General features: G+C 62.9%; 18 protein-coding genes. 3 read left to right on the top strand and 15 right to left on the bottom strand.

From position 1 onward, the window contains the following. On the top strand, nucleotides 1–501 hold the full coding sequence (locus tag L1F31_RS01115; protein WP_265418897.1) for an SRPBCC family protein: 501 nt from the start codon (nucleotides 1–3) through the stop codon (nucleotides 499–501). Nucleotides 502–659: 158 nt separating this feature from the next. On the opposite strand, the gene L1F31_RS01110 is transcribed toward L1F31_RS01115, so the two are convergent. The 7 genes from L1F31_RS01110 to L1F31_RS01080 all read right to left on the bottom strand — a co-directional run bounded on the left by L1F31_RS01110 (nucleotide 660) and on the right by L1F31_RS01080 (nucleotide 8,715). After that, nucleotides 660–872 (bottom strand): hypothetical protein, encoded by a 213-nt coding sequence (locus L1F31_RS01110; protein WP_265418896.1) that lies wholly within the window; start codon nucleotides 870–872, stop codon nucleotides 660–662. Between the two features lie 191 nt (nucleotides 873–1,063). After that, nucleotides 1,064–1,771, bottom strand: a complete 708-nt coding sequence (locus L1F31_RS01105; protein WP_265418895.1) for a GntR family transcriptional regulator — start codon at nucleotides 1,769–1,771, stop codon at nucleotides 1,064–1,066. Continuing rightward, nucleotides 1,764–3,383 carry a dipeptide ABC transporter ATP-binding protein gene (locus L1F31_RS01100; RefSeq protein WP_265418894.1) on the bottom strand — a complete coding sequence of 540 codons (1,620 nt, stop codon included), beginning with the start codon at nucleotides 3,381–3,383 and terminating at the stop codon, nucleotides 1,764–1,766. The genes L1F31_RS01105 and L1F31_RS01100 overlap by 8 nt, the downstream gene beginning before the upstream one ends. Nucleotides 3,384–3,388: 5 nt before the next feature. After that, nucleotides 3,389–5,134, bottom strand: coding sequence for a gamma-glutamyltransferase family protein (locus L1F31_RS01095; protein WP_265418893.1), 1,746 nt, complete (start codon nucleotides 5,132–5,134; stop codon nucleotides 3,389–3,391). 61 nt (nucleotides 5,135–5,195) lie between these two features. Then, on the bottom strand, nucleotides 5,196–6,110 hold the full coding sequence (locus tag L1F31_RS01090; protein ID WP_265418892.1) for an ABC transporter permease: 915 nt from the start codon (nucleotides 6,108–6,110) through the stop codon (nucleotides 5,196–5,198). Further along, nucleotides 6,107–7,015 (bottom strand): ABC transporter permease, encoded by a 909-nt coding sequence (locus L1F31_RS01085; protein WP_265418891.1) that lies wholly within the window; start codon nucleotides 7,013–7,015, stop codon nucleotides 6,107–6,109. The genes L1F31_RS01090 and L1F31_RS01085 overlap by 4 nt, the downstream gene beginning before the upstream one ends. Before the next feature lie 44 nt (nucleotides 7,016–7,059). Then, nucleotides 7,060–8,715 (bottom strand): ABC transporter substrate-binding protein, encoded by a 1,656-nt coding sequence (locus L1F31_RS01080; protein ID WP_265418890.1) that lies wholly within the window; start codon nucleotides 8,713–8,715, stop codon nucleotides 7,060–7,062. A gap of 134 nt (nucleotides 8,716–8,849) precedes the next feature. Between L1F31_RS01080 and L1F31_RS01075 the strand changes: the two genes are divergently transcribed. Both L1F31_RS01075 and L1F31_RS01070 read left to right on the top strand, forming a co-directional pair. Then, nucleotides 8,850–9,551, top strand: a complete 702-nt coding sequence (locus L1F31_RS01075; RefSeq protein ID WP_265418889.1) for a YoaK family protein — start codon at nucleotides 8,850–8,852, stop codon at nucleotides 9,549–9,551. Nucleotides 9,552–9,614: 63 nt separating this feature from the next. Then, nucleotides 9,615–10,586, top strand: coding sequence for a PCC domain-containing protein (locus L1F31_RS01070; protein WP_265418888.1), 972 nt, complete (start codon nucleotides 9,615–9,617; stop codon nucleotides 10,584–10,586). Between the two features lie 104 nt (nucleotides 10,587–10,690). On the opposite strand, the gene L1F31_RS01065 is transcribed toward L1F31_RS01070, so the two are convergent. The 8 genes from L1F31_RS01065 to L1F31_RS01030 form a co-directional block, all read right to left on the bottom strand. Continuing rightward, nucleotides 10,691–11,458 carry an SDR family NAD(P)-dependent oxidoreductase gene (locus tag L1F31_RS01065; protein ID WP_265418887.1) on the bottom strand — a complete coding sequence of 256 codons (768 nt, stop codon included), beginning with the start codon at nucleotides 11,456–11,458 and terminating at the stop codon, nucleotides 10,691–10,693. 107 nt (nucleotides 11,459–11,565) lie between these two features. Then, nucleotides 11,566–13,110 (bottom strand): TRAP transporter large permease, encoded by a 1,545-nt coding sequence (locus tag L1F31_RS01060; protein ID WP_265418886.1) that lies wholly within the window; start codon nucleotides 13,108–13,110, stop codon nucleotides 11,566–11,568. Continuing rightward, nucleotides 13,107–13,673, bottom strand: coding sequence for a TRAP transporter small permease (locus tag L1F31_RS01055; protein ID WP_265418885.1), 567 nt, complete (start codon nucleotides 13,671–13,673; stop codon nucleotides 13,107–13,109). Before L1F31_RS01055 ends, L1F31_RS01060 begins: the two co-directional genes overlap by 4 nt. 1 nt (nucleotide 13,674) lies before the next feature. After that, entirely contained in the window at nucleotides 13,675–14,715 is a 1,041-nt protein-coding gene (locus L1F31_RS01050) for a DctP family TRAP transporter solute-binding subunit (RefSeq protein WP_265418884.1), read from the bottom strand. Nucleotides 14,716–14,870: 155 nt separating this feature from the next. Then, a complete protein-coding gene (locus L1F31_RS01045; RefSeq protein WP_265418883.1) occupies nucleotides 14,871–15,812 on the bottom strand; it encodes an SDR family NAD(P)-dependent oxidoreductase in 942 nt (313 codons plus the stop codon). After that, on the bottom strand, nucleotides 15,809–17,425 hold the full coding sequence (locus L1F31_RS01040) for an AMP-binding protein (RefSeq protein WP_265418882.1): 1,617 nt from the start codon (nucleotides 17,423–17,425) through the stop codon (nucleotides 15,809–15,811). The genes L1F31_RS01045 and L1F31_RS01040 overlap by 4 nt, the downstream gene beginning before the upstream one ends. Continuing rightward, nucleotides 17,425–18,588 carry a thiolase domain-containing protein gene (locus tag L1F31_RS01035; RefSeq protein ID WP_265418881.1) on the bottom strand — a complete coding sequence of 388 codons (1,164 nt, stop codon included), beginning with the start codon at nucleotides 18,586–18,588 and terminating at the stop codon, nucleotides 17,425–17,427. Before L1F31_RS01035 ends, L1F31_RS01040 begins: the two co-directional genes overlap by 1 nt. Before the next feature lie 300 nt (nucleotides 18,589–18,888). Beyond that, a complete protein-coding gene (locus tag L1F31_RS01030) occupies nucleotides 18,889–21,459 on the bottom strand; it encodes a GcvT family protein (RefSeq protein WP_265418880.1) in 2,571 nt (856 codons plus the stop codon). Nucleotides 21,460–21,494: the final 35 nt, after the last annotated feature.

Here is a 21,494-nt window from a genome sequence, read left to right as displayed (position 1 = left end):
ATGACTACCACCACCGACACCGCAGCAGACCATTCGACGCTCAAGCTCGACGTCCCCGAGGGCGTGCAGACCGTCTCGATCACCCGCGACTTCGCGGCCACCCCGGATAAGGTGTTCCGGGCTCACATCGACCCCGAGCTCTTCGTCAAGTGGTGCGGGCCGGACTCGATCACGAACACGATTCGCGAATGGAATGCGAGAACGGGCGGGAACTGGAGCTACGTCTCGACCGATGATCGCGGCGAGTACGCGTTCTTCGGTTCGTTCCACGAGGTGCGGGAGAACGAACGCATCGTCCAGACCTTCACCTTCGAGGGCTTCCCCGACGCGGTCAACCTCGAGATCCTCACGCTCACCGACTTAGGCGACGGACGGACCCGCCTGGCCTCGACCTCGATCTTCGACTCGGTCGAGTCCCGCGACGGCATGGTCGCCTCGGGCATGGAGCACGGCATCGTCGAGGGCTTTAACAAACTCGACCGCCTCCTCGCCGACTCCTGATTACTACCTGACGGCCTCCCAGCAACGTGGCGCCACCACGCTGGGAGGCCGTCAGGTAGTTCCGGGGACACCGCGGCACAGAGACGGAGCGGATCGAGTAGACCCTTGCCAGCTTCTGCGGTCGGCCGATGCTCGCGGGAATCGAAGAGGCGCAGACGCTATGTGGCGGCTCGTTCCTGTGTCGTGCTGCTCTTCGCGATGTAGAGGCACAGTTCGTTGACGCCGATGAGGAAGACGCCGGAGCCCAGCAGCACAGCACCCGGGATGGTGATCGATGCGAACAGCAGAACGGCTCCCGCGACGAAGAGCGGGTAGCTCAGACTTGTGAGCAGAATTGAACGATGGGCAGGGTCCTGCACCGTGATGATCACCGACCTGGATCGCGAATCGAGTTGTCTTGTCCGTCGCACCGCTGGCTTACGCAATCCGCCGAAGACCAAGGTGAGACCACTCAACGATAGCCAGAGATCCAGTCGTGGTCTCTCCCCTGAAAGTATGATTTCCCGAACTCAACACACCTGACGGCCTCCCAGCAACGTGGCGCCACCACGCTGGGAGGCCGTCAGGTAGTTCCGGGGCGTTCGGACATCGTGGCGAAGTAGGAATCGCGGCTGCGTCGCACGTGCCGGGCCATGACCTCGGCAGCCAGGGCATCCTGACCGGCATCGATGGCGGCGATGATCTCACGATGCTCCGGCCACGCCTGCGGACCGCGTCGAGTCACATTGAGCGAGTACAGCCACTCGATCTTGCCCGAGATCTGCCGTAGCAGGCTGATGAACGACAGACTCCCGCTGAGTTCAGCAATGGCGAAGTGAAAACGCATGTTCAGCACGGCGAGATCCTCGTACCGCTCCTGTTCGATGACGATGTCGCCAGCCTCGAGAATATCGTTGATCTCCTTGCGCTGCTCTCGCCACTTCAGGTCAGGAACATCGCTGGCATTCAGTGCTTCCGCCCGCTTGGCCGCGCGTTTCGCCGTCGCCGCCTCGAGCACAATACGGATCTCGAACAGATCGTCGGCATCTTCCACCGGCGAAGGGGCGACGACCGAGCCGCTGTATTTCCGCGATTCGACCAGCCCTTCCGCTTCGAGGGAACGCAGAGCTTCCCGAATCGGAATCCGAGACACCTCGTACTTTTCCGCCAACGCGGCTTCACGCAACTTGGCCCCCGGCTCGAGCCGACCTCCGATGATGTCGGCTCGGATCCGGGTACCGACGCTGCTTCCGTCTGGTGAGAACGATGGCGTTGGAGCGAAATCAGACATTGAGCAGACCGGAGCCAGGCACAGCGGCGAGAAGCTGCTGCGTATATTCGGCCTGTGGCCTCTCGATCACATCTTGTGTGGCGCCTGATTCGACGATCTCTCCGCTTTTCATCACAACAACATCGTCTGCCAAGTTGGCGACCACTGCAAGATCGTGAGTAATGAACAGGCAGCTGACAGCCAAGTCATTCTGCAGATTCCGCAGCAGATCAAGGATCTGTTCCTGAACCAGCACGTCAAGCGCAGACACTGCTTCGTCACAGATCAGGAGCTCAGGTTCACTGATCAGCGCACGCGCGATCGCTATCCTCTGACGCTGACCGCCCGAGAGTTCAGACGGTCGCCGCTCAAGCATCGTCTTCGGCAGAGCCACTTGGTCAAGAACTTCAAATACCTTCTTCGATCGATCAGCACGGTTGCCGATCTTGAACACATCAAGAGGCTCCCGAATGATTCGCTCGACGCTCCACATCGGGTTCAGCGACGAAAACGGGTCCTGGAAGACTGGTTGGCTGAAACGACGAAGAATGCTGCGTTCAGAGCGGGTTGTCGCGTCAACATTCCTGCCACCGGCGAGAACCTCGCCACTGGTCGCTTTCTCCAGCCCCAGGACGATCTTTGCAATCGTCGATTTTCCCGAGCCGGACTCGCCGATCACCGCGGTGGTCTTTCCACGTCGCGCTGAAAGACTCACTCCTCGCAGAGCATGGACTTCTTTACCGCGCCCTCGAAGCTTGTAGACCTTGTGCAGATCATTGATCTCCAAGACCATGTCCGTGGGGCGCCTAGCGCTGACCGGATCGCCAGCAACTGCCGTTTCATCAGTGTTCTCCACGACCAGGCTCGGCGCAGCTTTGACCAGCGATTGAGTGTACTCATGCTGTGGGTTTCCCAAGACTTGCTCGGGGGCGCCTCGCTCAACGACGCTCCCCTGGTGCATGACGAGAATCGTATCCGTCCGTTCCCCCGCTACCCCCAGGTCGTGAGTAACGAACAAGAGCGACATTCCGCGCTCGGTGACCAGCTCCTGCAAGTGATCAAGAATCTGCTTCTGCACTGTCACGTCCAGAGCCGAAGTCGGTTCGTCAGCGATGATCAGATCCGGATCTCCTGCCAACGCAATGGCGATAAGCACTCGTTGCCGCATCCCGCCGGAGAACTCGTGCGGGTACGACCGGCGTCGATTCTCCGGGTCGGGGATACCGGCATCGGTCATCAGTTGGATGACGCGTTTCGTGACCTCTGACGAATTCGTCATCCCATAAGTACGGAGGGCATCGGCAATCTGGTCACCGACGCGCATGCTCGGGTTGAGACTGGCCATTGGGTCTTGCGGAACCAGGGCAATCGATCGTCCTCGCAGCTGCTGCATGCGCTGGCGGCTCGCTCCGACTAGCTCCTCTCCGCGGTATTTCACTGAACCGCTGCTGACTCGTCCGGCTCCGGGCAGCAGTCCCAAAATGGCACCGATCGATGTCGATTTTCCAGATCCGGACTGGCCGACAAGAGCCAGACGCTCGCCGGGCTCCAGGGTGAAATTGACGTCGTGGAGCACGGGAGACTCGTAGGAGACTTCCAGTCCCGTAACTTCAAGTACGAATTCTTGGTTCATTCGTCTCACCTTCCCGCCGCATAGCCCTGAGCGCCACGTGGATTCGCTCCCGCTGTCAGTCGACCCGTTTCCGGATCCCGTGTCACACATGACAGACGACCAAGATCCCAGTTCCCCGCGCGTATCACGTCGTGTCCACGTGAGATGAGCCCGTTGATGACCTCATCGCCGAGGCGGTCCTCGACGACTGCTCCGCCCGGAACCCAGGTGCGGGGCCAGAATGAGCCAGCCAAAGCAGTCGTGTGCATGGCTGGGGCATCAATTGCCTCCTGTGCGGCATAACCGCCCACGAGCATTCTTAGAATCAGCAGCAGCTGCCATTGTTCCTGTTGGTCCCCTCCCGGCGAGCCGAGGGCAATGATCGGCTCACCGTCCTTGGAGATCAAGGTTGGAGTGAGCGTCGTTCTAGGACGCTTGCCCGGAGTCAGCGCAGATGGAGCCGATTCGTCCAACCACATCATCTGCAGACGCGTCCCGAGGCAGAATCCAAGTTCTGGAATCGTCGGGGATGACTGAATCCAGCCGCCGGATGGGGTCGCGGAGATCATATTGCCCCAGCGATCAACGACGTCGATATGGCAGGTGTCCCCGTTATTCACACCGTTCTTCTGCACGGTCGGTTCGCCGATTCCCGCCTTGATGAGCGCTTCCCTGTCCGCACCTTCCAAAGTCAGTGGGGGCCGGAACGCCGGTGCGGCTCCGTTACGGTCAGTGCCTGGTCGGAAGTCGTGCGACGCAGTGGAGCCGATGAGTTCACGGCGCAGAGCAGCATATTCGTCACTGAGAAGCCATTCAAGGTCCACATCGTTGTCGCCGTAGTAGGTGTCCCTATCGGCCATCGCAAGCTTGAGCGCCTCGAGTATCGTGTGGGCTCCCAGCTCAGTCGAGGGATCGAGACGATCGTCATCAAAGCCCTCAAGGATCTTCAGAGTCTGCAGCAGTACGGGGCCCTGCCCCCACGCCGCAATCTTGGCCACCTGATAACCACGGAATTCGATCGTCACCGGGTCTTCGAAATGAGCATCGAAGGCAGCAATGTCCTCCACAGTCATGACGCCAGCATGGTCGCTTCCAGTGGAGTGCCGGTGCGGAGCCTTGATGAATTCGGCGATCGCTTCGGCCACAAACCCTGTCTTCCATTCACGCCGAGCTGCTTGAATCCGTGTTTCTCGGGTTTCTGCCTCATCCCCCGCGGAGATCAGACGCCGCAGAACATTGGCGTAAGCATGGTTGTAGATCAAGTCGCCGGCCTTCGGCACCGTACCGTCTGGCATCCACTGTGCAGCTGAGGTTGTCCAATGCTCGACGAAAAGCTCCTTGACCTTTTCGATTGTCCCGACCGTTCGACCAAGAGCAGGATGTCCGTTGTCCGCATAGTCGATAGCGAATTCCAGAACCTCGGAAAGCTCCCAAGTGCCGTGGTGTTCGAGAAGGTTGAGCCACGAATCGACTGCGCCGGGGACCGCAGCAGCGAGGGCTCCGGCACCCGGAACCATGTCGAGACCTTCGTTACGGAAATGCTCGATGCTCGCCCCAGCTGGAGCGGGACCCTGCCCCATCATGATCTTCGGCTCAGACGGTTCCTCAGCAGTCGCGAAGACACCAGTCATGTCTCCAGCGGGACCGTTGAGGTGTGGCTCAACAACGTGCAGCAGAAATCCTCCTGCCGCTGCGGCATCAAATGCGTTTCCGCCTCTTTCAAGGACTGCTTGAGATGCTGCGGTCGCCAGCCAATGCGTTGATGCGGCCATACCGAAATGACCTTCGAGCGTAGGCCGGGTTGTGAATTCAGGGGGTGTGGTGAATGACAAGTCAGTGTCCCTTCTTGGAATTGGGGTCGAGGGCATCGCGCAGGGCATCTCCGAAGAGGTTGAAGGCAAGACAGATGAAGAGGATCGCCAGGCCCGGGAACAGCGCCGTTGATGGTGCGCGGAAGATGTACTGCTGAGCATCCGACAGCATGATGCCAAGGCTAGGCGACGGCGGCTGTATGCCTAGTCCGAGGAATGACAGGATCGACTCTCCGATGACTGCAGTGGGAAGAATGACCGTCGCCTGCACGATGATCGCAGAAGCCGCATTCGGCAGAATGTGCATACCCAGAATTCTTGTCTTCGAAGCATCGGTTGCGATGGCGGCTTTGACGAAATCGGCTGATTTCAAGCGCATGGTCTCGCCTCTGACGACACGAATCATCGTCGGTACCTGAGAGATGCCCAGCGCAATCGCAGCATTGGACAGGCTTGGCCCTGAGATCGCAGCCAGTCCGACCGCGATAATAAGGAACGGGAATGCCAGAGTGACATCCGTCAGACGCGAGATGACTGCGTCTAGTCCGCGGAAGTACCCTGCCAACAGCCCCAACGGAGTACCGACTACGACAGCCAGAAGCACTGCCAGAAGCCCCACCTGGAGTGACGCGCGAACCCCGAATGCCAGTCGCGACAGAATGTCACGTCCAAGGTCGTCGGTGCCGAATACATAGCCGACTGTGCCGGGTACCTGGAACGGAACGTCGAAGTTCGTCTGCGCGAATCCGTAAGGGGCAATCAGCGGAGCGAATACGCCGATCAGAACAACGATGACAACCATGATCGAACCGATGAGTCCCGAGGGTGTCGAGATGATCGATTTGATCAACCAGAGTGCCCGGTTGGACGAAGCATGGAATTCGGGATCCAGACCCTGAGTCTGCTTATTCGTGTTGGTGACAAGTGGTGTGCTCATGAGGCATCCTCACTGACGCGAATCTGTGGGTTGATGACCGAGTAGAGGATGTCTACCGCCAAGTTGATGAGAATGTAAGACACTGTGATTACCAGGACCACTGCTTGGATCACTGGGTAATCGCGGGAGAACACAGCGTCAAGAGTGAGTTTGCCGATTCCCGGCAATGCGAAGATCCGTTCGGTGACGACAGCACCGGAGATCAGTCCACCGAGCTGAAGTCCGACGATTGTGACCAACACGATCAGCGAGTTCCGAAGCCCGTAGCGGAAGAGAACGCGCGGACGCGATAGGCCTTTCGCTCGAGCCATTCGCACGTAGTCGGTGCCCATGGTCTCGATCATTGATGCTCGTGTCTGACGAGTGATGACAGCTGCGAGGCTGGTCCCCAGGATCACAGACGGCAAGGTCAGGTAGTAGATGCCCTTGATCGGTTCAGAAAGTATGTCGACATACCCGGACGCAGGGAACCAACCGAGGCCGACCGCCAGACCGAGGATTGCCAGCAGCCCCAGCCAGAAATTGGGAACCGAGAGCCCGAGCAGGGCAATGAAATTGCTGCCGAACTCTGGCCAACGTCCACGGAATCGCTCCGCGATCATGCCCAGCGCTACTCCGACGACGACTGCAACGACTATCGCGTAGAGCGCGAGCCAGAGGGTGACTGGCAAAGTGGTCGCGATCATCTCTGTGACGGCCAGCCCGGTTCTCGTGGATTCGCCGAGATCGCCGGTGACGACGGATCCGATGAACTTGATGAACTGCACGAGCATCGGCTCATCGAGTCCGAGGTCGGTGCGGATAGCTTCAAGCCGTTCTGGTGTCGCCTCTTCACCGGCCATGGCCAAAGCAGGGTCGCCCGGCAGCATTCTGACTCCGAAGAAAATGACGATCGCGGAGAGCACGAAGGTGATGATCGCGTGAAAGACCTTGGTCAGAACAAATCGTGTCATTTCGCGCCTCCGCTCTTCAGGAAGCCAGCCCCCGAAAGATGAACCACACCATCTGAGAAGACTTCGATTCCAGCAACATCTTCCGTGTACGCGGTGAGGTTCTTCTGCCGGTAGAGGTAGATGATCGAGTTTGTTTCTCTCATCCGCTCAGAGGCCTTTCCGTACAGCTCTGCACGCTTCTTCTCTTCGGTTTCCTCGCTTGCTTTGGTCAGCAAGCCATTGATCTCAGAATCGTCTATTCCAGTGACGTTATTGGCGGCACCTGGGAAATGAAATGAATAAAGGTTTCCGTGCGGATCGACTCGTCCTGACCAGCCCAGTTGGAGCATCTCGTAGTCTCCGCGGTCTTGAGCATCAAGAAGTGCGGTGTATTCCGTTGGCTGCACCTTGATATCGAATCCGGCTTCCTTGGTCGCGGCTTGGATCGCTTGAGCGAAACGGAGAGTGTCTTGAGTGTTCGAGACCTTCATATTCACTTCGAGTGGAAGCTCAACACCGGCGTCCTTGAGGATCTGCTTTGCGCCTTCCGGGTCGTAATCGACGCAGCCGTTGCTGGCTTCAGTCGCAAATGGACTGTCCGGGGCGATGCCAGAACACGCGGGTGAGAACCAACCATTGAATACAGTGTTGACGAGGGCCTTTCGGTCGATCGCCATCGACAATGCTTTGCGCACTTCCGGATTCTGACCGAGAGGCCCGGAGTAGTTCTCCTTAGCATCGCCGAATCCCATATTGACGGTCAGTCCCTGATAACCCAGCGAGTTCGACTGCAGAAGACCGATTCCAGATTCGGCGTCCAAAGCGTCAACGTCTTGGGGCGAGATCGTATCGGCAACCTGCACGTCTCCCGAGCGGATGTTCGCAGCACGAATATTCGCGTCAGTCATGATCTGGTACGTAATCGAATCCAGATGGATCGAATCCGCGTCATAATAGTTGGGATCTTTGACGACCTTGATCGACGTTTGAGCGATCCTCTTCTCAAATTTGAATGGTCCGACGCAGACTGGGTGATCGCCGAAGTCGTCACCCTGCTTCTCCAGTGCTGTCGGCGACATGACCATGCCTGCGCGATCAGCCAAAGCGGCAGTGAATGGCGCGAACGGTTGATCGAAAGTGACCTCAACAGTATGTGCGTCAGCAGCCTCAACCGAGGATATAGGACCGAGTTCTGCCGCCCGTGAAGAAGCTTCGAGGTTAAGTCCGCGCTCGATCGTTGTCTTGACCGCTTCAGCGTCGAAATCAGTTCCGTCAGCGAACTTCACGCCTTGTTTGACTGGAATTCGGACAGTCTTGCCGCCTTTGGAAATAGTCGGCAGTTCCGTCGCGAGCATCGGCACGATCTCGCCGTTTTCATCGATGTCATAGAGCTTCTGACACATGGTCTGCATGACATAGCGCGTGTACAGAGACGACGATGTAGTCGGGTCGAGCCGATCCGGCTCAGATGACAGGGCCATGACCAGATTGCCGCCGTCTTCGAAGTCTGCCGCATCCGCTTGCACCGACTTCACATCAGTCCGTTCCGGCGGATCCTCTAGCGGCTGCACGGGAACACATCCCGCCAGCAGTACAGCGCTGGCAAGCGCCGCGCCTATCCGAATTTTCACTCGCACTCCCTCGTGGTCTCGGATCTCGGTTATCAGTTGCATACAATCTATAGTGAACTTAGGGTTTTGTATACAAACAATGGAAAATTTCTGAGATGTGGGAGTCAGCCGACGCGCATCTCTCCACGCATTCAGGACTGCGCTCCAAATGAGCCTCCTGCCACGAAAGGGCACCGATGACACGTCGACTCGATTTGGCCATGCTGCTGTTACTGACCTTCTCGACCGGCATGGTCGATGCCATCGGCTACCTCGGCTTCGACAAGGTCTTCACCGGCAACATGACCGGCAACGTCGTCATCCTCGGCATGGGTCTCGCCGGCGCCGAAGGTGTCCCAGTCCTCCGCCCCGCCCTCGCACTTGTGTTCTTCATGATCGGAGCCGCACTGTCAGGTCGCATTCTCGGCGACATCGGTGAGGCCTGGCATCGCCGGACTACGCTGATCTATGGCATCGTCGCCGTCGGCTGTGCCGCATTGTCTGTCTACGTCGCGGTCGTCCCCGATCCCGAAATCGGCCTCGCCGGGACGGTCTTCACCTCAGCCCTTTCGGCGCTCATGGGTGCACAGGCCGCGGCCGCCCGGAAAATGAAGATCGCCGACGTCACCACCGTGGTCGTGACCTCGACAATCGTCGGCCTCGCCTCGGATTCCCGACTCGCCGGCGGCGACAGCACTCGGTCGGTGCGCCGCTTCCTCGCCGTCGTCCTCATTCTCATCGGCGCCCTGGCCGGGGCGGCGACGCTCATCCTCAATCAGTGGATCGGCATCGCTCTCGTGGCTGTCATGATCGCTGCCGCGACCATCATCGGCCATCTCGGTGAGAAGAAGAGGCAAGCTCGCACCGAGGCAGCCGCATCCGTTCCGTCAAACGTCTGAGTTGACGTTCCACCCCTTGGATTTTCTGCGACACCGATCCTGACCCCCGACCATAATCAGAGCATGAGCAAAGGAGCCGATTCGACAGCACTGCAGCAGCCGACTTTTCCACTCAAGGCACCAGGAACTGCGGTCATCCACGCGGGTCCGCACCAAAGTCCCCGCATCGTTTCAGTCCCGACCCGATGCACCGAACACGTCATCGAACTCCCCGAGGGCACAAACCTCTTCGCTGCCCTCGAGCAGGCACTGACCGGCTTCTCCGTTCCCGGCATCATGGCCGAGTTCGTCTCCGGCGAATTCGGCCACATCGACTATGTCCATCCCGCCTATGGCCCCGATGCCGAGCATCCGATGTCCTTCACTCAAGTCTTCACCGTCGATGCACCGGCTCGATTGCGACATGCTGCGGCCACGATCGGTTGGCGTGACGGCTCCCCCTTCTGCCACATTCACGCCTCGTGGACCGAATCAGAGGGAACGGTCAAGGGCGGTCATCTGCTGCCCGGCACGACCGCCGGGACCAACGGGCTGACGGTTCGGCTCTTCGCCCTGCCCGATGTCCGGCTGATCAGTGATAGCGATCCCGAGACCGGGTTCTCTACTTTCGCTCCACACCCCGTCACACCGGCGCACGCCACCGCGTCAGCATCATCCGAGCTCGATCTCGCCGAGGCGGCCCGCCCAGCTGACGCAGTCGTCACCCGTGTTCGTCCAGGTGAGATCCTCGACGAGGCGGTGCTCGCCGTCTGTCGCGCCGCCGGTTTCGACTCCGCCGAGGTGGTCGCGAGCCTCGGCAGCACGACCGGGGCCGTGTTCACAGGCGGCACCGCCCCGTGGCCTGCCGTCGAGTTCACGCACCTGAGCGGTGTGGTAACCGGCGCGACCGCATCCGGAACACAGCGCCCGGCCCCGCAGATCAGCCTCTCCGGAGAGGTCGTCGACGTCGACGGTGAAGTCAGCTCCGGCATCCTCGAATCCGGAGCCAACCCCGTGGCAGTGACCTTCGAGCTCTTCGTCCGCCGCACCGCCTGATCGAACAAGTCGCCCAACCAGACAGACCAGCAGATACAGCGATCCCCGCACCATCCTGAGGATGATGCGGGGATCGTCTGTTCACGCCCGACTATTTCAGCGACTCACGACATCACAGCCCCTCCATCGACGCGCAAGATCTGTCCCGTCGTGAACGCGGCGCCGTCGGTGGCGAGGTAGGCGACCGCCTCGGCGATCTCATCCGGCTGTCCCATCCGGTCGAGTGCCTGACCAGAGGTGTCATAGGTCTGGCCGACGGTCAGCGCGGATTCGACGGGACCGGGCGCCACCGAGTTGCAGCGGATGCCCTGGCGACCGTACTCTTTGGCCACCCATTTCGTCAGGGCGATGATCCCGCCCTTGCTCGCCGCATAGGCCGGACCCGACCGCGCACCGGCCTCCCCGTCGGAGACCGCTCCGCCGTTGATGCCCGAGATCGACGAGATGTTGATGATCGACCCGCCTGCCGCCTCGAGCATGTGCGGGTGCACGGCCGCCTTGATGAAGTTGAACGTCCCGCCGAGGTTGGTCTCGATATCTCGCTGCCACTGCTCGGTTGTGATCTCACCGATGCCGATGCGCGCGGCCGTGCCCGCATTGTTGACGAGGATGTCGAGTCCCCCGAACGTCGAAACGAACGATCCGACCGCGTCCGCCACCTCGTCGGCGTCGCGGACGTCGAGTGAGAACGCGGCGAACCGCTGCTCCGGATACTCCGAAGCCAGCCCGGCCGCGGCCTCCTCGGCACCCTTGAGGTCGACGATGCCGACCGAGGCCCCGCGCCTGGCCAGCGCGGTGGCGATCGCCAATCCGATGCCCTGCGCGGCACCCGTGACCAGCGCGGTCTTGTTCGTGAGCAGATACGGTTCCATATTTCTCCTTCGACAGAAATGAGTAAGGCGGCGCCGCCTCGATTGAGCGGACCCGGCCGTCGGAACCGGCGCCCGAAGACGCCAGCCCCGACACCGAACAGCTCCGACTACCCGACCCCGAGCAGGTCAGGCAGCCAGTTCGATATCGCCGGGATGTAGGTGATGAGCAGCAGGGCGACGATTGCGCAGATGAGGAACGGCAGAATCCCGCGCACGACCTCTTCCAGCTTGACCTTCCCGATGCCCGCGCCCACATAGAGGTTGAGCCCCACAGGCGGGGTGAACAGACCGATCGCGAGGTTGACGGTCATGAACACGCCGATCGTCGTCATGTCCACGCCCACCCCGATGAGGATCGGCACGAGGATCGGGATGAACAGGTAGAACGCACTGATCGCGTCGACGAAGGCGCCGACGATGAGCAGGATGATCGTGATCGCCGCAAGGATGAGGTACTTGTTGTCCGTCACGCCCAGCACCGCTGCAGAGATCCGATCGGCCACCCCCTCGACGGTGATGACGTAGGAGAAGAGGCTGGCGACGCCGACGATGAACATGATGACCGCGGTCGAGACCCCGGACTCGAGGAACACCTTCGGCATGTCCTTCCAGGTCAGCTCCCGGTAGACGAACACCCCGACGATGAGTGCGTACACGGATGCGACGGCTCCCGCCTCGGTGGGGGTGAAGATTCCGCCGTAGATCCCGCCGAGGATGATCACCGGAATGAGCAGGCCCGGGATCGCCTTGACCAGTGCGGCCATGATTTCGGCGAACCCGCCCTCGGGGTTGACCGTGACCGTCGGATCCGCCGATCCGACCGCTCCGGATCCGACCGACCCCGAAGTCCCGGAAACCCCGGAACTCGCCGAGGCGGCCTTCCCCTCCGTCGTCAGCAGCTGAGTCTTGCCCCCTGCCGCACCGTCACCCGAACCGCCGTTCCCAACGGAGTCAACACCGGACGAACCGGACGCCGACGTTCCGGTCGATGTGGACCCGGGTCCCGCCTCGGCGGCGGACTTGTTCCTCACCGGCAGACCGGCGAACTCGCGGACACGGGGCACGAACAGGGCGGCGATGAAGAACGCGAGCGCCATGATGATGCCGGGAACGATGCCGGCGATGAAGAGCCGGGAGATCGAGATCTTGCCGAACTCGGCGGCGACGACGGCGAAGATGATGAACGCGATCGACGGCGGCACGACGATGCCCATCGACCCCGACGCCGCGACGAGGGAGACCGCGTGCTTCTTCTGATACCCGTTGCGCACGAGCGCGGGGATGAGGATCGCACCGATCGCGGCCACGGTGGCAGGCCCGGATCCCGAAATCGCGGAGAAGAAGAACGCGGAGATGATCGTCACCGCGGCCAGGCCGTGACGCAGGCGTCCGAAGATGAGGAACGCGAGGTCGACGAGGCGCTGTGAGATGCCCGTGTACTGCATGACGATGCCGGCGAGGATGAAGAACGGGATCGCCAGCAGCGTGCCCGAACTCATCGACGGGAACATCACCGAAGGCACCACGTCGAGGACCTGCACACCATCGGTCGTGACCAGGGTGACGACGGCGGAGAGCCCAAGGGCGAAGGCGACGGGGATGCCGAGGCCGAGGAACAGGAAGAAGCTGCCGAAGAGCAGGAGCGCAATCATTTCCGGCCTCCCTGGGAATCGGACTTGAACTCGGACGAGAATTCGGCAGCGCTGATGGTCGGGGCGGCTTCGGTGGCCAGCCTCTCGACGACCGCCTCGGCGGACGTGTCCTCATGCAGCGCCGTGCGCAGCGCCTGGATGCTGCGCAGGATCCCGAGCGCACCGGCCAAGGGGATGGACAGGGTGAACAGCCACTGCGGGATGCCCAGCGACGGGGTCGCCCGGCCGCGCAGGCCCTGCGCGATCGTCATCTCGGCGCCCCAGATCAGGAGGACTGCGAGGAACACGACGATGAGCGCGGTGCCCGTGATGAGCAGGGCCCGCCGCACGCCGCCCTTCGCGTTCTCGACGAGGTAGGAGAACCCGAGGTGCGCGCCGAGGCGGATCCCGACGACGGCTCCCATCATCGTGAGCACGACGAGGAGGTTGATGGTGATCTCCTCGGAGAAGGCCAGCGAGGCCTTGAAGATGTAGCGGGAGAGGACGTTGATGAAGGTGACGAGCACGATCACCATGAACGAGGCGATGACGACCCAGTCCTCGAAGAATCTGATGACTCTCATCTCACAGTCCTTTCGGGATGAACGCCTGGGACATGTCCGGTCCCCAGACCTTGCGGTATTCGCTGTAGATCGGGCTCAGCTTCGCGCGGAAGGCGTCCTTCTCCTCGTCGCTGAGTTCGTTGACCTTCATGCCGGAGTCCTCGAGTTCGGCGATGAGCTTCTCTTCGCCGTCTCGGTTCTTCTGGATCTGGAACTCGTTGGCCTCACCGGCCAAGCGGCTCACCAGCTTCTGGTCCTCCGGTGTCAGGGAGTCAAAGAGGTCCTTGTTGATGCCGAGCACGAGCGGGTCGTAGGAGTAGTTCCACAGCGTCAGATACGGCTGAACTTCCTGCAGGTTCGCCGAGTAGATGACGTCGATCGGGTTCTCCTGCCCGTCGATCGCTCCCTGCTGGAGGGCGGTGAAGACCTCGCCGAAGGGCATCGTCGTCGGGTTCGCCCCGATCTGCCGGTAGAGGTCGGTGTACATGCCGAAGCCGGGGATGCGGAACTTCAGGCCCCGCATGTCCTCGGGTGTGTGGATGGGCCGGTGCGTGTTCGTCAGCTGCCGCATCCCCGATTCGCCGAAGCCGAGCAGGTGCACGCCGCGCTCTGCCAGGTAGTCGCCGTAGACGTCGCCGCCCTTGCCGGCGAGCGCCTTCTGCCCGTCCTCGACGGAGTCGAAGATGAAGGGGGCGGTGACGGCGCCGAAGCGCGGGTCGACGCCGGCGTAAATGATCGGCGAGTTGTAGGAGAAGTCCTTCGCCCCGTCCATGAGCTGTTCGACTCCGGCGGTGGCCTCACCGGCGGAGAGCCGTTCGTTGGAGAAGACCTTCATCGTGATCCGGCCGTCGGTTGCTTCGTCGAGGTCCTTCGCGAATTTCTCCGCGGCGAGGTACCACGTCGACGTCGAGCCGGTCGTCACCGTCATCTTCCACCGGTAGCGCTGTTTGCCGTCGTCGGTGGTGCCGAAGTTCGTTCCGCATCCCGCCAGCAGCAGGGCGCACACCATCAGTACGGCGGACCAGACGAGCATCGTCCTCGTCGTCCGTGTTCTCGGCACCATTGCCTCCTTCATTTCCTTATTTCACTGTCGTGTCCGTGGTCAGCGGGGTCATTCCCTCGCCGAGGCGGCCGTCCCGGTCGCGTGTGCGTTCCCCACCGCGAGCGCCTGGTCGGCCGGATCAGCCGAGTCGTCCCGCGCTGAGGCGGCCCGATCGTTCATCGCTTCGGCATCCCTGCGTAGTGGGTGAGTCCCCCGTCGACGGGGATGAGCGTGGAGTTGATGTAAGCCGATTCGCTTGATGCGAGGAAGACCGCGAGGTCCGCAACGTCTTCGGGCCGACCCATCTTCCCCGTCGGGGACTGGGCGTGCCGGGCGGCGAGCATGTCCTCGACCGAGGCGTAGTGGCCGGAGATCGAACGGTGGATGAGCGGGGTCTCGATGAGGCCCGGGGCGATCGAGTTCGCCCGGATGCCTTCGGATGCGTACTGTGCGCCGACGACCTTCGTCAGCTCGATGAGTCCCGCCTTCGATGCCGCATACGCCGGGTAGTCGTAGCCCATATAGCGCATGCCGCCGACCGAAGACACCGTGATGATCGAGCCCTGGCCCGCCTCCCGCATGAAGGGCAGAGCGTGTTTGATCGCGGTGAACGCACCGGTGAGGTTGATGTCGAGGGCGCGCCGGAATCCGTCGGTGGCGAGTTCGTCGACTCCCCCGTTGACGACGATGCCGACGTTGTAATGGAGCACGGTCGGTGCGCCGAGCGTATCCGCGCAATGAGCGAAGGCCGCGGCCAGAGAGTCTTCGTCGGCGACGTCAGCGACGACCGTGGTCAGATGGGAGCCGAGGTCGACCCCGCCGAGGTGGATGCCCGTGCCGGGGACACGGTCAGTGTCACCGTCGCCGCGGTCGACACGGTCAGTGCGGTCAGCAACGTCAGCGGCGGCCGCCTCGGCGAGGACCTGTGCCGCCTGATCGAGAGCGTTCGAATCGCGGTCGACGAGGCACACGCGCGCCCCCTCGCGCAGGAACGCGGTCGCCGCAGCGAAGCCGTTGTTCACCTCCCCGTCCGGAGTGCCGCAGCCGATCGCCATGATCGTCGTGCCGACTAACCTACCTGTCGGCGCTGACACGGCTGCCGTCTCTGTCGTACTCATCGTGCGTGGCCCCGTCCTTCGGAGTATTCGGCCTTGAGTTCCTTGCGGGCGAGTTTGCCGTATGCGGTGACCGGCATCGTCTCGACGAAGTGGATCTCCTTGGGCACCTTGTATTTCGCCAGCCCCGCCTTGCACAGCGCGGTCAGCCGCTCGGCCAGGTCGTCGCCCTCGGTCGGCGCCTTTGCGCGTTCGATGACGGCCACGCCGATCTCGCCCCACTGCGGATCGGGCACGCCCACGACTACAGCCTGGGCCACCTCGGTGTCGGTGAGGAGGAGTTCTTCGATCTCGCGCGGGTACACGTTCGACCCGCCGGAGATGTACATATCGGATTTCCGGCCGGTGAGGAACAGGTACCCGGCCTCGTCGAGGTAGCCGACATCGCCGGTATGGAAGACGCCGCCGGCAAAGGATTCGGCGTTCGCGTCGGGGCGGCCGAGGTAGCCGGCGCACACGGTGGGTCCGGCTACACAGACTTCACCTTGGACTCCGGCGGGCCGCTGCGTGCCGGTCTCGTCGACGATGACGATTTCGACTCCGGTGCGGGCGCGCCCACAGGTGCCGATGCCCGAGTCGTCGACGGGGATGATTCCGTGGTCCTCGGGACGGAGGATCGTGATCGCTCCGGTCACCTCGGCGAGGCCGAAGTACTGCACGAGGCAGGGTCCCAGCCTCTCCAACGCCCGGGTCTGGTCGGCTGCGAGCATCGGAGCTCCGGCATAGATGACGCGTTCGAGGGTGTGATCCTCGGGCCCGCGGCCTTCCGGGTAGCCGGCGGCGATGCGGTTGAGGATCGTCGGGACGGTGAAGGCGTTCGTGATCCCATAGGCGTCGATGGCCGGCCACAGGGATTCCACGCTGGGCCTGCCACCTGGGTGGATGATCGACGGGGTGCCGCCGAAGACCTGTCCGAGCATGTGGATGCCCGCCCCGTGCGACAGCGGCGCGAGCACGAGGGAGGCCCCGGTCTCATCCTCATTCGGGAAGAGATCGCAGCGGTGGTTCATGAGCACCGCGCCGAGGTGGCGGTGCGTGAACGTCGCGGCCTTCGGTCGGCCGGTGGACCCGGAGGTGAAGAAGTACCAGCAGGGGTCGTCCTCGTCGACCGTAGAGTCGACGGCTGCCTCGGTGGGATCGGCCGCCTCGGTGCTCGTGGGCAGTTCCCCGATCCAGAACACGGGACCCGTGAAACTTTCCGCCTGGAAGGCTGAGACGAAGTCCGAATGGGCGCGGTCGGCGATGACGGCGGCCGGGGCCACCTCGGCGCTGATGCCGAGCAGCTCCTCGGTCGACAGGGCCGCGTTCGGTGGGGCGATGACGCCACCGGAGCGGAGGATCCCCCAGAAGGACTGGATCACCTCGGCGTGGTTGGCCGAGACGAGGAGGACAGTGTCGCGGCGGCCGACTCCACCTGACTGGAGCGCGGCGGCGAGCGCCTCGGCGCGGGTGTCGAGTTCGGCCCAGGTCCAGCGCTGCCCGTGGTCGTCGTCGACGACGGCGAGCCGGTCGGGCAAACGCCGGGCGGTCTGGGTGAGGAAGTGGGAGACGTTGACCCCGCGCCGAGGTGTCGGCGTGAAATCCTTGGCTGGGGACGTCTGGGAGATGGCGCGCATCAGCGGATGCGCTCGAGGACGGAGGCGAAGTTCGACACGGCGGCTCCGCCCATGTTGAAGACTCCGGCGAGTTCCGGGGCTTCGATCTGGATTCCGGGTGAGCGGCCAGTGAGCTGGGCGGCGGCCAGGGCATGCATGGACACTCCAGTGGCGCCGATGGGGTGGCCCTTGGCTTTGAGTCCGCCGGAGGGGTTGACCGGCAGGCGACCGTCGACTTCGGTAGCGCCTTCGTCGAGGAGGGTGTGGCCCTGGCCGGGGGCGGCGAGTCCGAAGGCTTCGTATTCGAGGAGTTCGGCGATCGTGAAGCAGTCGTGGGTCTCGAGGAAGTCGAGGTCGTCGATGCCGATGCCGGCAGTCTTCAGAGCCTGGTTCATGGCGTCGCGGGCGCCTGCCATCTCCAGCGGGTCGCGTTGGGACAGGGGCAGGACGTCATTGGCGTTGCCCATGCCGCGCCAGGTCACAGCCTGCGGTGCGGAGGCGGCGACATCCTCGGCGGCCAGGACGAGCGCCGCGGCGCCGTCGGAGACCATGGAGCAGTCGGTGCGGCGGAGGGGTTCGGCGACATAGGGGTTCTTCTCGCTCACAGTGTTGCAGAAGTCGAAGCCGAGGTCCTTCTGCATATGGGCCAGTGGGTTCTGGGCTCCGTTGGCGTGGTTCTTCGCAGCGATCTTCGCCAGCGCCTCCGAGTGGTCGCCGTAGCGGTCGAAGTACTGGCGGGCGATCTCGCCGAAGACTCCGGCGAAGGACTTGAAGTGCTCTTCCTCTTCCCGATAGCTGGCACTGAGCAGGACCTCGTTGACGTCGTGACCGGAGGCCTGAGTCATCCGTTCGGCACCGATGACCAACGCGGTGCGGTGGCGGCCGGCGGCGATGGAGTCGTGGGCGGCGAAGATCGCAGCGGAGCCGGTGGCGCAGGCGTTCTCGTGTCGATGGGAGGGAGTGCGGGCGAGTTCGGGGAAGACGGTGCCGGGCAGCGCGGCTTCGAAACCTTGGCGGGAGAGTCCGTTGTTGAAGACGCCGACGTGGATGACGTCGATGTCGGCGGGCTCCAGTCCCGCCTCGGCGATGGCGTCACGGGCGACATCGGCCATCATCTGCGGCAGCGGCGATTCGGACCGGCCGAACTTGCCGTGGGACCAACCGATGATTGCAGGTGAGGACATGGACACTCCTTCGGGTACCGGGCGGCGGATTCCCGGGCCCGGTGTTCGCGACTTCGCGATGGCCGGCTCGGGAAGAGCACTGTCCCCTCATACTTTCCCGGTCCCATCAGTCGGTCAATAAAAATCCACCATATGGAACATTGGTGTCACGGCAGAGCGTCCTGGTTCCTGCCGAAGCCGTGGTCGCGCACGCCCACCGCCGAAAAGTTTCAGCACTGGGTGGTCGTTCTGGTCACGCGACATTGAGAAAAATGCGACCAGAACGACCACCCAAGCCACAGCCAGGAGGCGCTTCCAGCATCACCCCTTCAGGCGCGTCATCTCCGGGTCGAAGAGCGGTTCGGCGGTGACGGTGGCCGGCAGCCGGCGCCCGAGGTACTCGATCTCCACCTTGTCGCCGACAGACAGGGTGTTCGGGAGCCACGCATAGGCGATCGACTTCCCGATCGTGTACCCGTACGCCGCCGAGGTGACGTAGCCGTCCGCGGCTCCGCGTCGACCCGCGGAACCCCCATCACCCGAGCCGTCCGCGGAACCCCCGTCCGATCTCGCCGAGGCGGCCCCGCCGACCACGTAAACCGGTTCTTTCCCGAGTACGACGTCCGAGGGCACGTCGAGGGTCAGGCTGGTCAGCTTCGTCGTCGCAGCAGCCGCCCGCTCCGCCAAAGCGGCCTTGCCGATGAAGTCGTCGGTCTTCGAGGCTTTGACCGCGAAACCGAGGCCGACCTGCACCGGCTCGTGTTCGCTGGTCATATCGGTGCCGTAGGAGCGGAACCCCTTCTCCAGGCGCATCGAGTTGAAGGCCTCACGGCCGCCGGCGATGATGCCGAATTCCTCGCCGGCCTCCCACAGCACGTCCCACAGCCGCGATCCCAGGTCCGCGGAGGTGTAGATCTCCCACCCGAGCTCGCCGACGTAGGACAGGCGCATCGCCGTCACCGGCACTCCCCCGAGGACCGCGGGCTTGGTGCGGAAGTACTTCAGCCCGGCGTCGCTGAAGTCCTCGTCCGTGACCTTCGCGATGACGTCCCTGGCCAGTGGCCCCCACAGACCGATGCAGCAGGTGCCCGGCGTCGTCTCCCGCACAGTCACCCACTTCGCTTGGTCGGCCTCCGACTGATGCCGGGCCGCCCGCGCAACGTAAGCGATGTCGATGTTCGAGTTCGCTCCCACCTGGTAGGTCTGCTCGTCGAGGATCGCCACGGTGATGTCGCTCGTGATGCCGCCGGCCTCGTCGAGCAGCAGCGTGTAGCTCACGGCCCCGGGTTTGCGCAGCATCGACGAGGTGGTCATTCCGTGCAGCAGTTCGCCCGCACCGGGGCCCGTGACCTCGAAGCGTTTGAGCTGGGTCATGTCGAACATCGCCACCGAGGTGCGGGTTTTCCAGGCCTCGGCCGCGGCGATGGGCGAATGGAACTGATTCGCCCATGCGTCGCGTTCGGGTGCCGCCCATTCGGCCGGCATCTCCGAGAGCAGCTCCGCGTTCGCCTCGAACCAGTGCGGACGCTCCCAACCGGAGGTCTCTAAGAAGAACGCACCAAGTTCCTCCTGCTGCCGCCGGAACGGGCTCGAGCGCAGATCGCGGGGAGAGACCCGCGGCTGCAGGGGATGGAGGATGTCGTAGATCTCGACGAAGTTCTGCTGCGAGGTCTCGCTGACGTAGTCCGGTGTCGTCTGCACGTCCTCGAAGCGGTTGAGATCGATCCCGGACAGGTCCGTCGACGATCGTCCCTCGGCGATGAGTTCGGCCACCGCGCGGGCGATGCCGGCGCCATGGGTCACCCACACTGCCTCGGCGACGAAGAATCCGTCGACCTGACGCGACTGCCCGACCAGCGAACCGCCGTCGGGAGTGAAGGAGAAGATGCCGTTGAAGCCGCGCTGGATCTGCGTCTGCGCCAGCTCCGGCAACAGCGCCTTCGTCGCCTCCCATTCGGGGGCGAAGTCATCCGGGGTGAAGTCGAGGCTCGAGGGCATGCGCTCCGAGGTGATCTCGTCCGGTGAATACGCCGGCAACGTGTCGAGGTCGACGGGCATCGGGCGGTGAGCGTAGGAGCCGATGCCGATCCGCTCGCCCCATTCCCGGTAATAGAGGTCCTTGTCCTGGTAGCGCAGGATCGGCGCTGAGGCTCCGGCCGGCGTCTCGTTCTTGCCCACCAAGGAAGGCACCTCGGTGGTCCAGGCGAACTGGTGGCCCAAGGGCAGCAGCGGGATCGAAGTGCCGACCATCTCACCGATCTTCGGTCCCCAGAAACCGGCGCAGGAGACGACGATGTCGGCGGGGATGCGATCCTCTCCGGCGATGACGGCGCTGACCCTGCCGCCGGTCGTTTCGATGTCCGTGACGGTGGTCCGGTCGCGGAACTCGACACCTGCCGCCCGGGCCCGCTCGATGACGAGCTGGGTGCCTTTCGCTGCTAACGCGAGTCCGTCACCCGGGGTGAGCAGCCCGCCGAGCACCATGTCCCGATCGAGCATGGGGAACAGACGCGAGCACTCGTCGGCGTCGATGACATCGGCCTCGACACCGAAGGACCGGTTCCATCCGGCCCGCCGATGCAGGTCCTGGAGTCGATCCTCGGTCGTGGCGATCTCGAGTCCGCCGACGGGCAGGAACGAACCGCGGCCGTCGGGACCGGTGAGCGAGGTGAGCTTCTCGATCGTGTACTGCGCGAACTCGGTCATCGACTTCGACGGGTTCGAAGAGAAGACGAGTCCCGGGGCGTGCGAGGTCGACCCGCCGGGGATGGCCAGCGGGCCCTGCTCGATGACGAGCGTATTGGTCCAGCCCAGCTGCGCGAGTTCGTCGGCGAGGTTGGCGCCGACGATGCCGGCTCCGATGATGACGACTCGAGGTGATGAGTTCGGCACTGAATACTCCTAAAGATTGTGGGGGCTGTGAAGCG

It is taken from the genome of Brevibacterium spongiae (assembly GCF_026168515.1).
Lineage (GTDB): Bacteria > Actinomycetota > Actinomycetes > Actinomycetales > Brevibacteriaceae > Brevibacterium > Brevibacterium spongiae.
The sequence above is the reverse complement of the archived record's forward strand: the minus strand, read 5'-3'. Positions and strand labels throughout refer to the sequence as shown.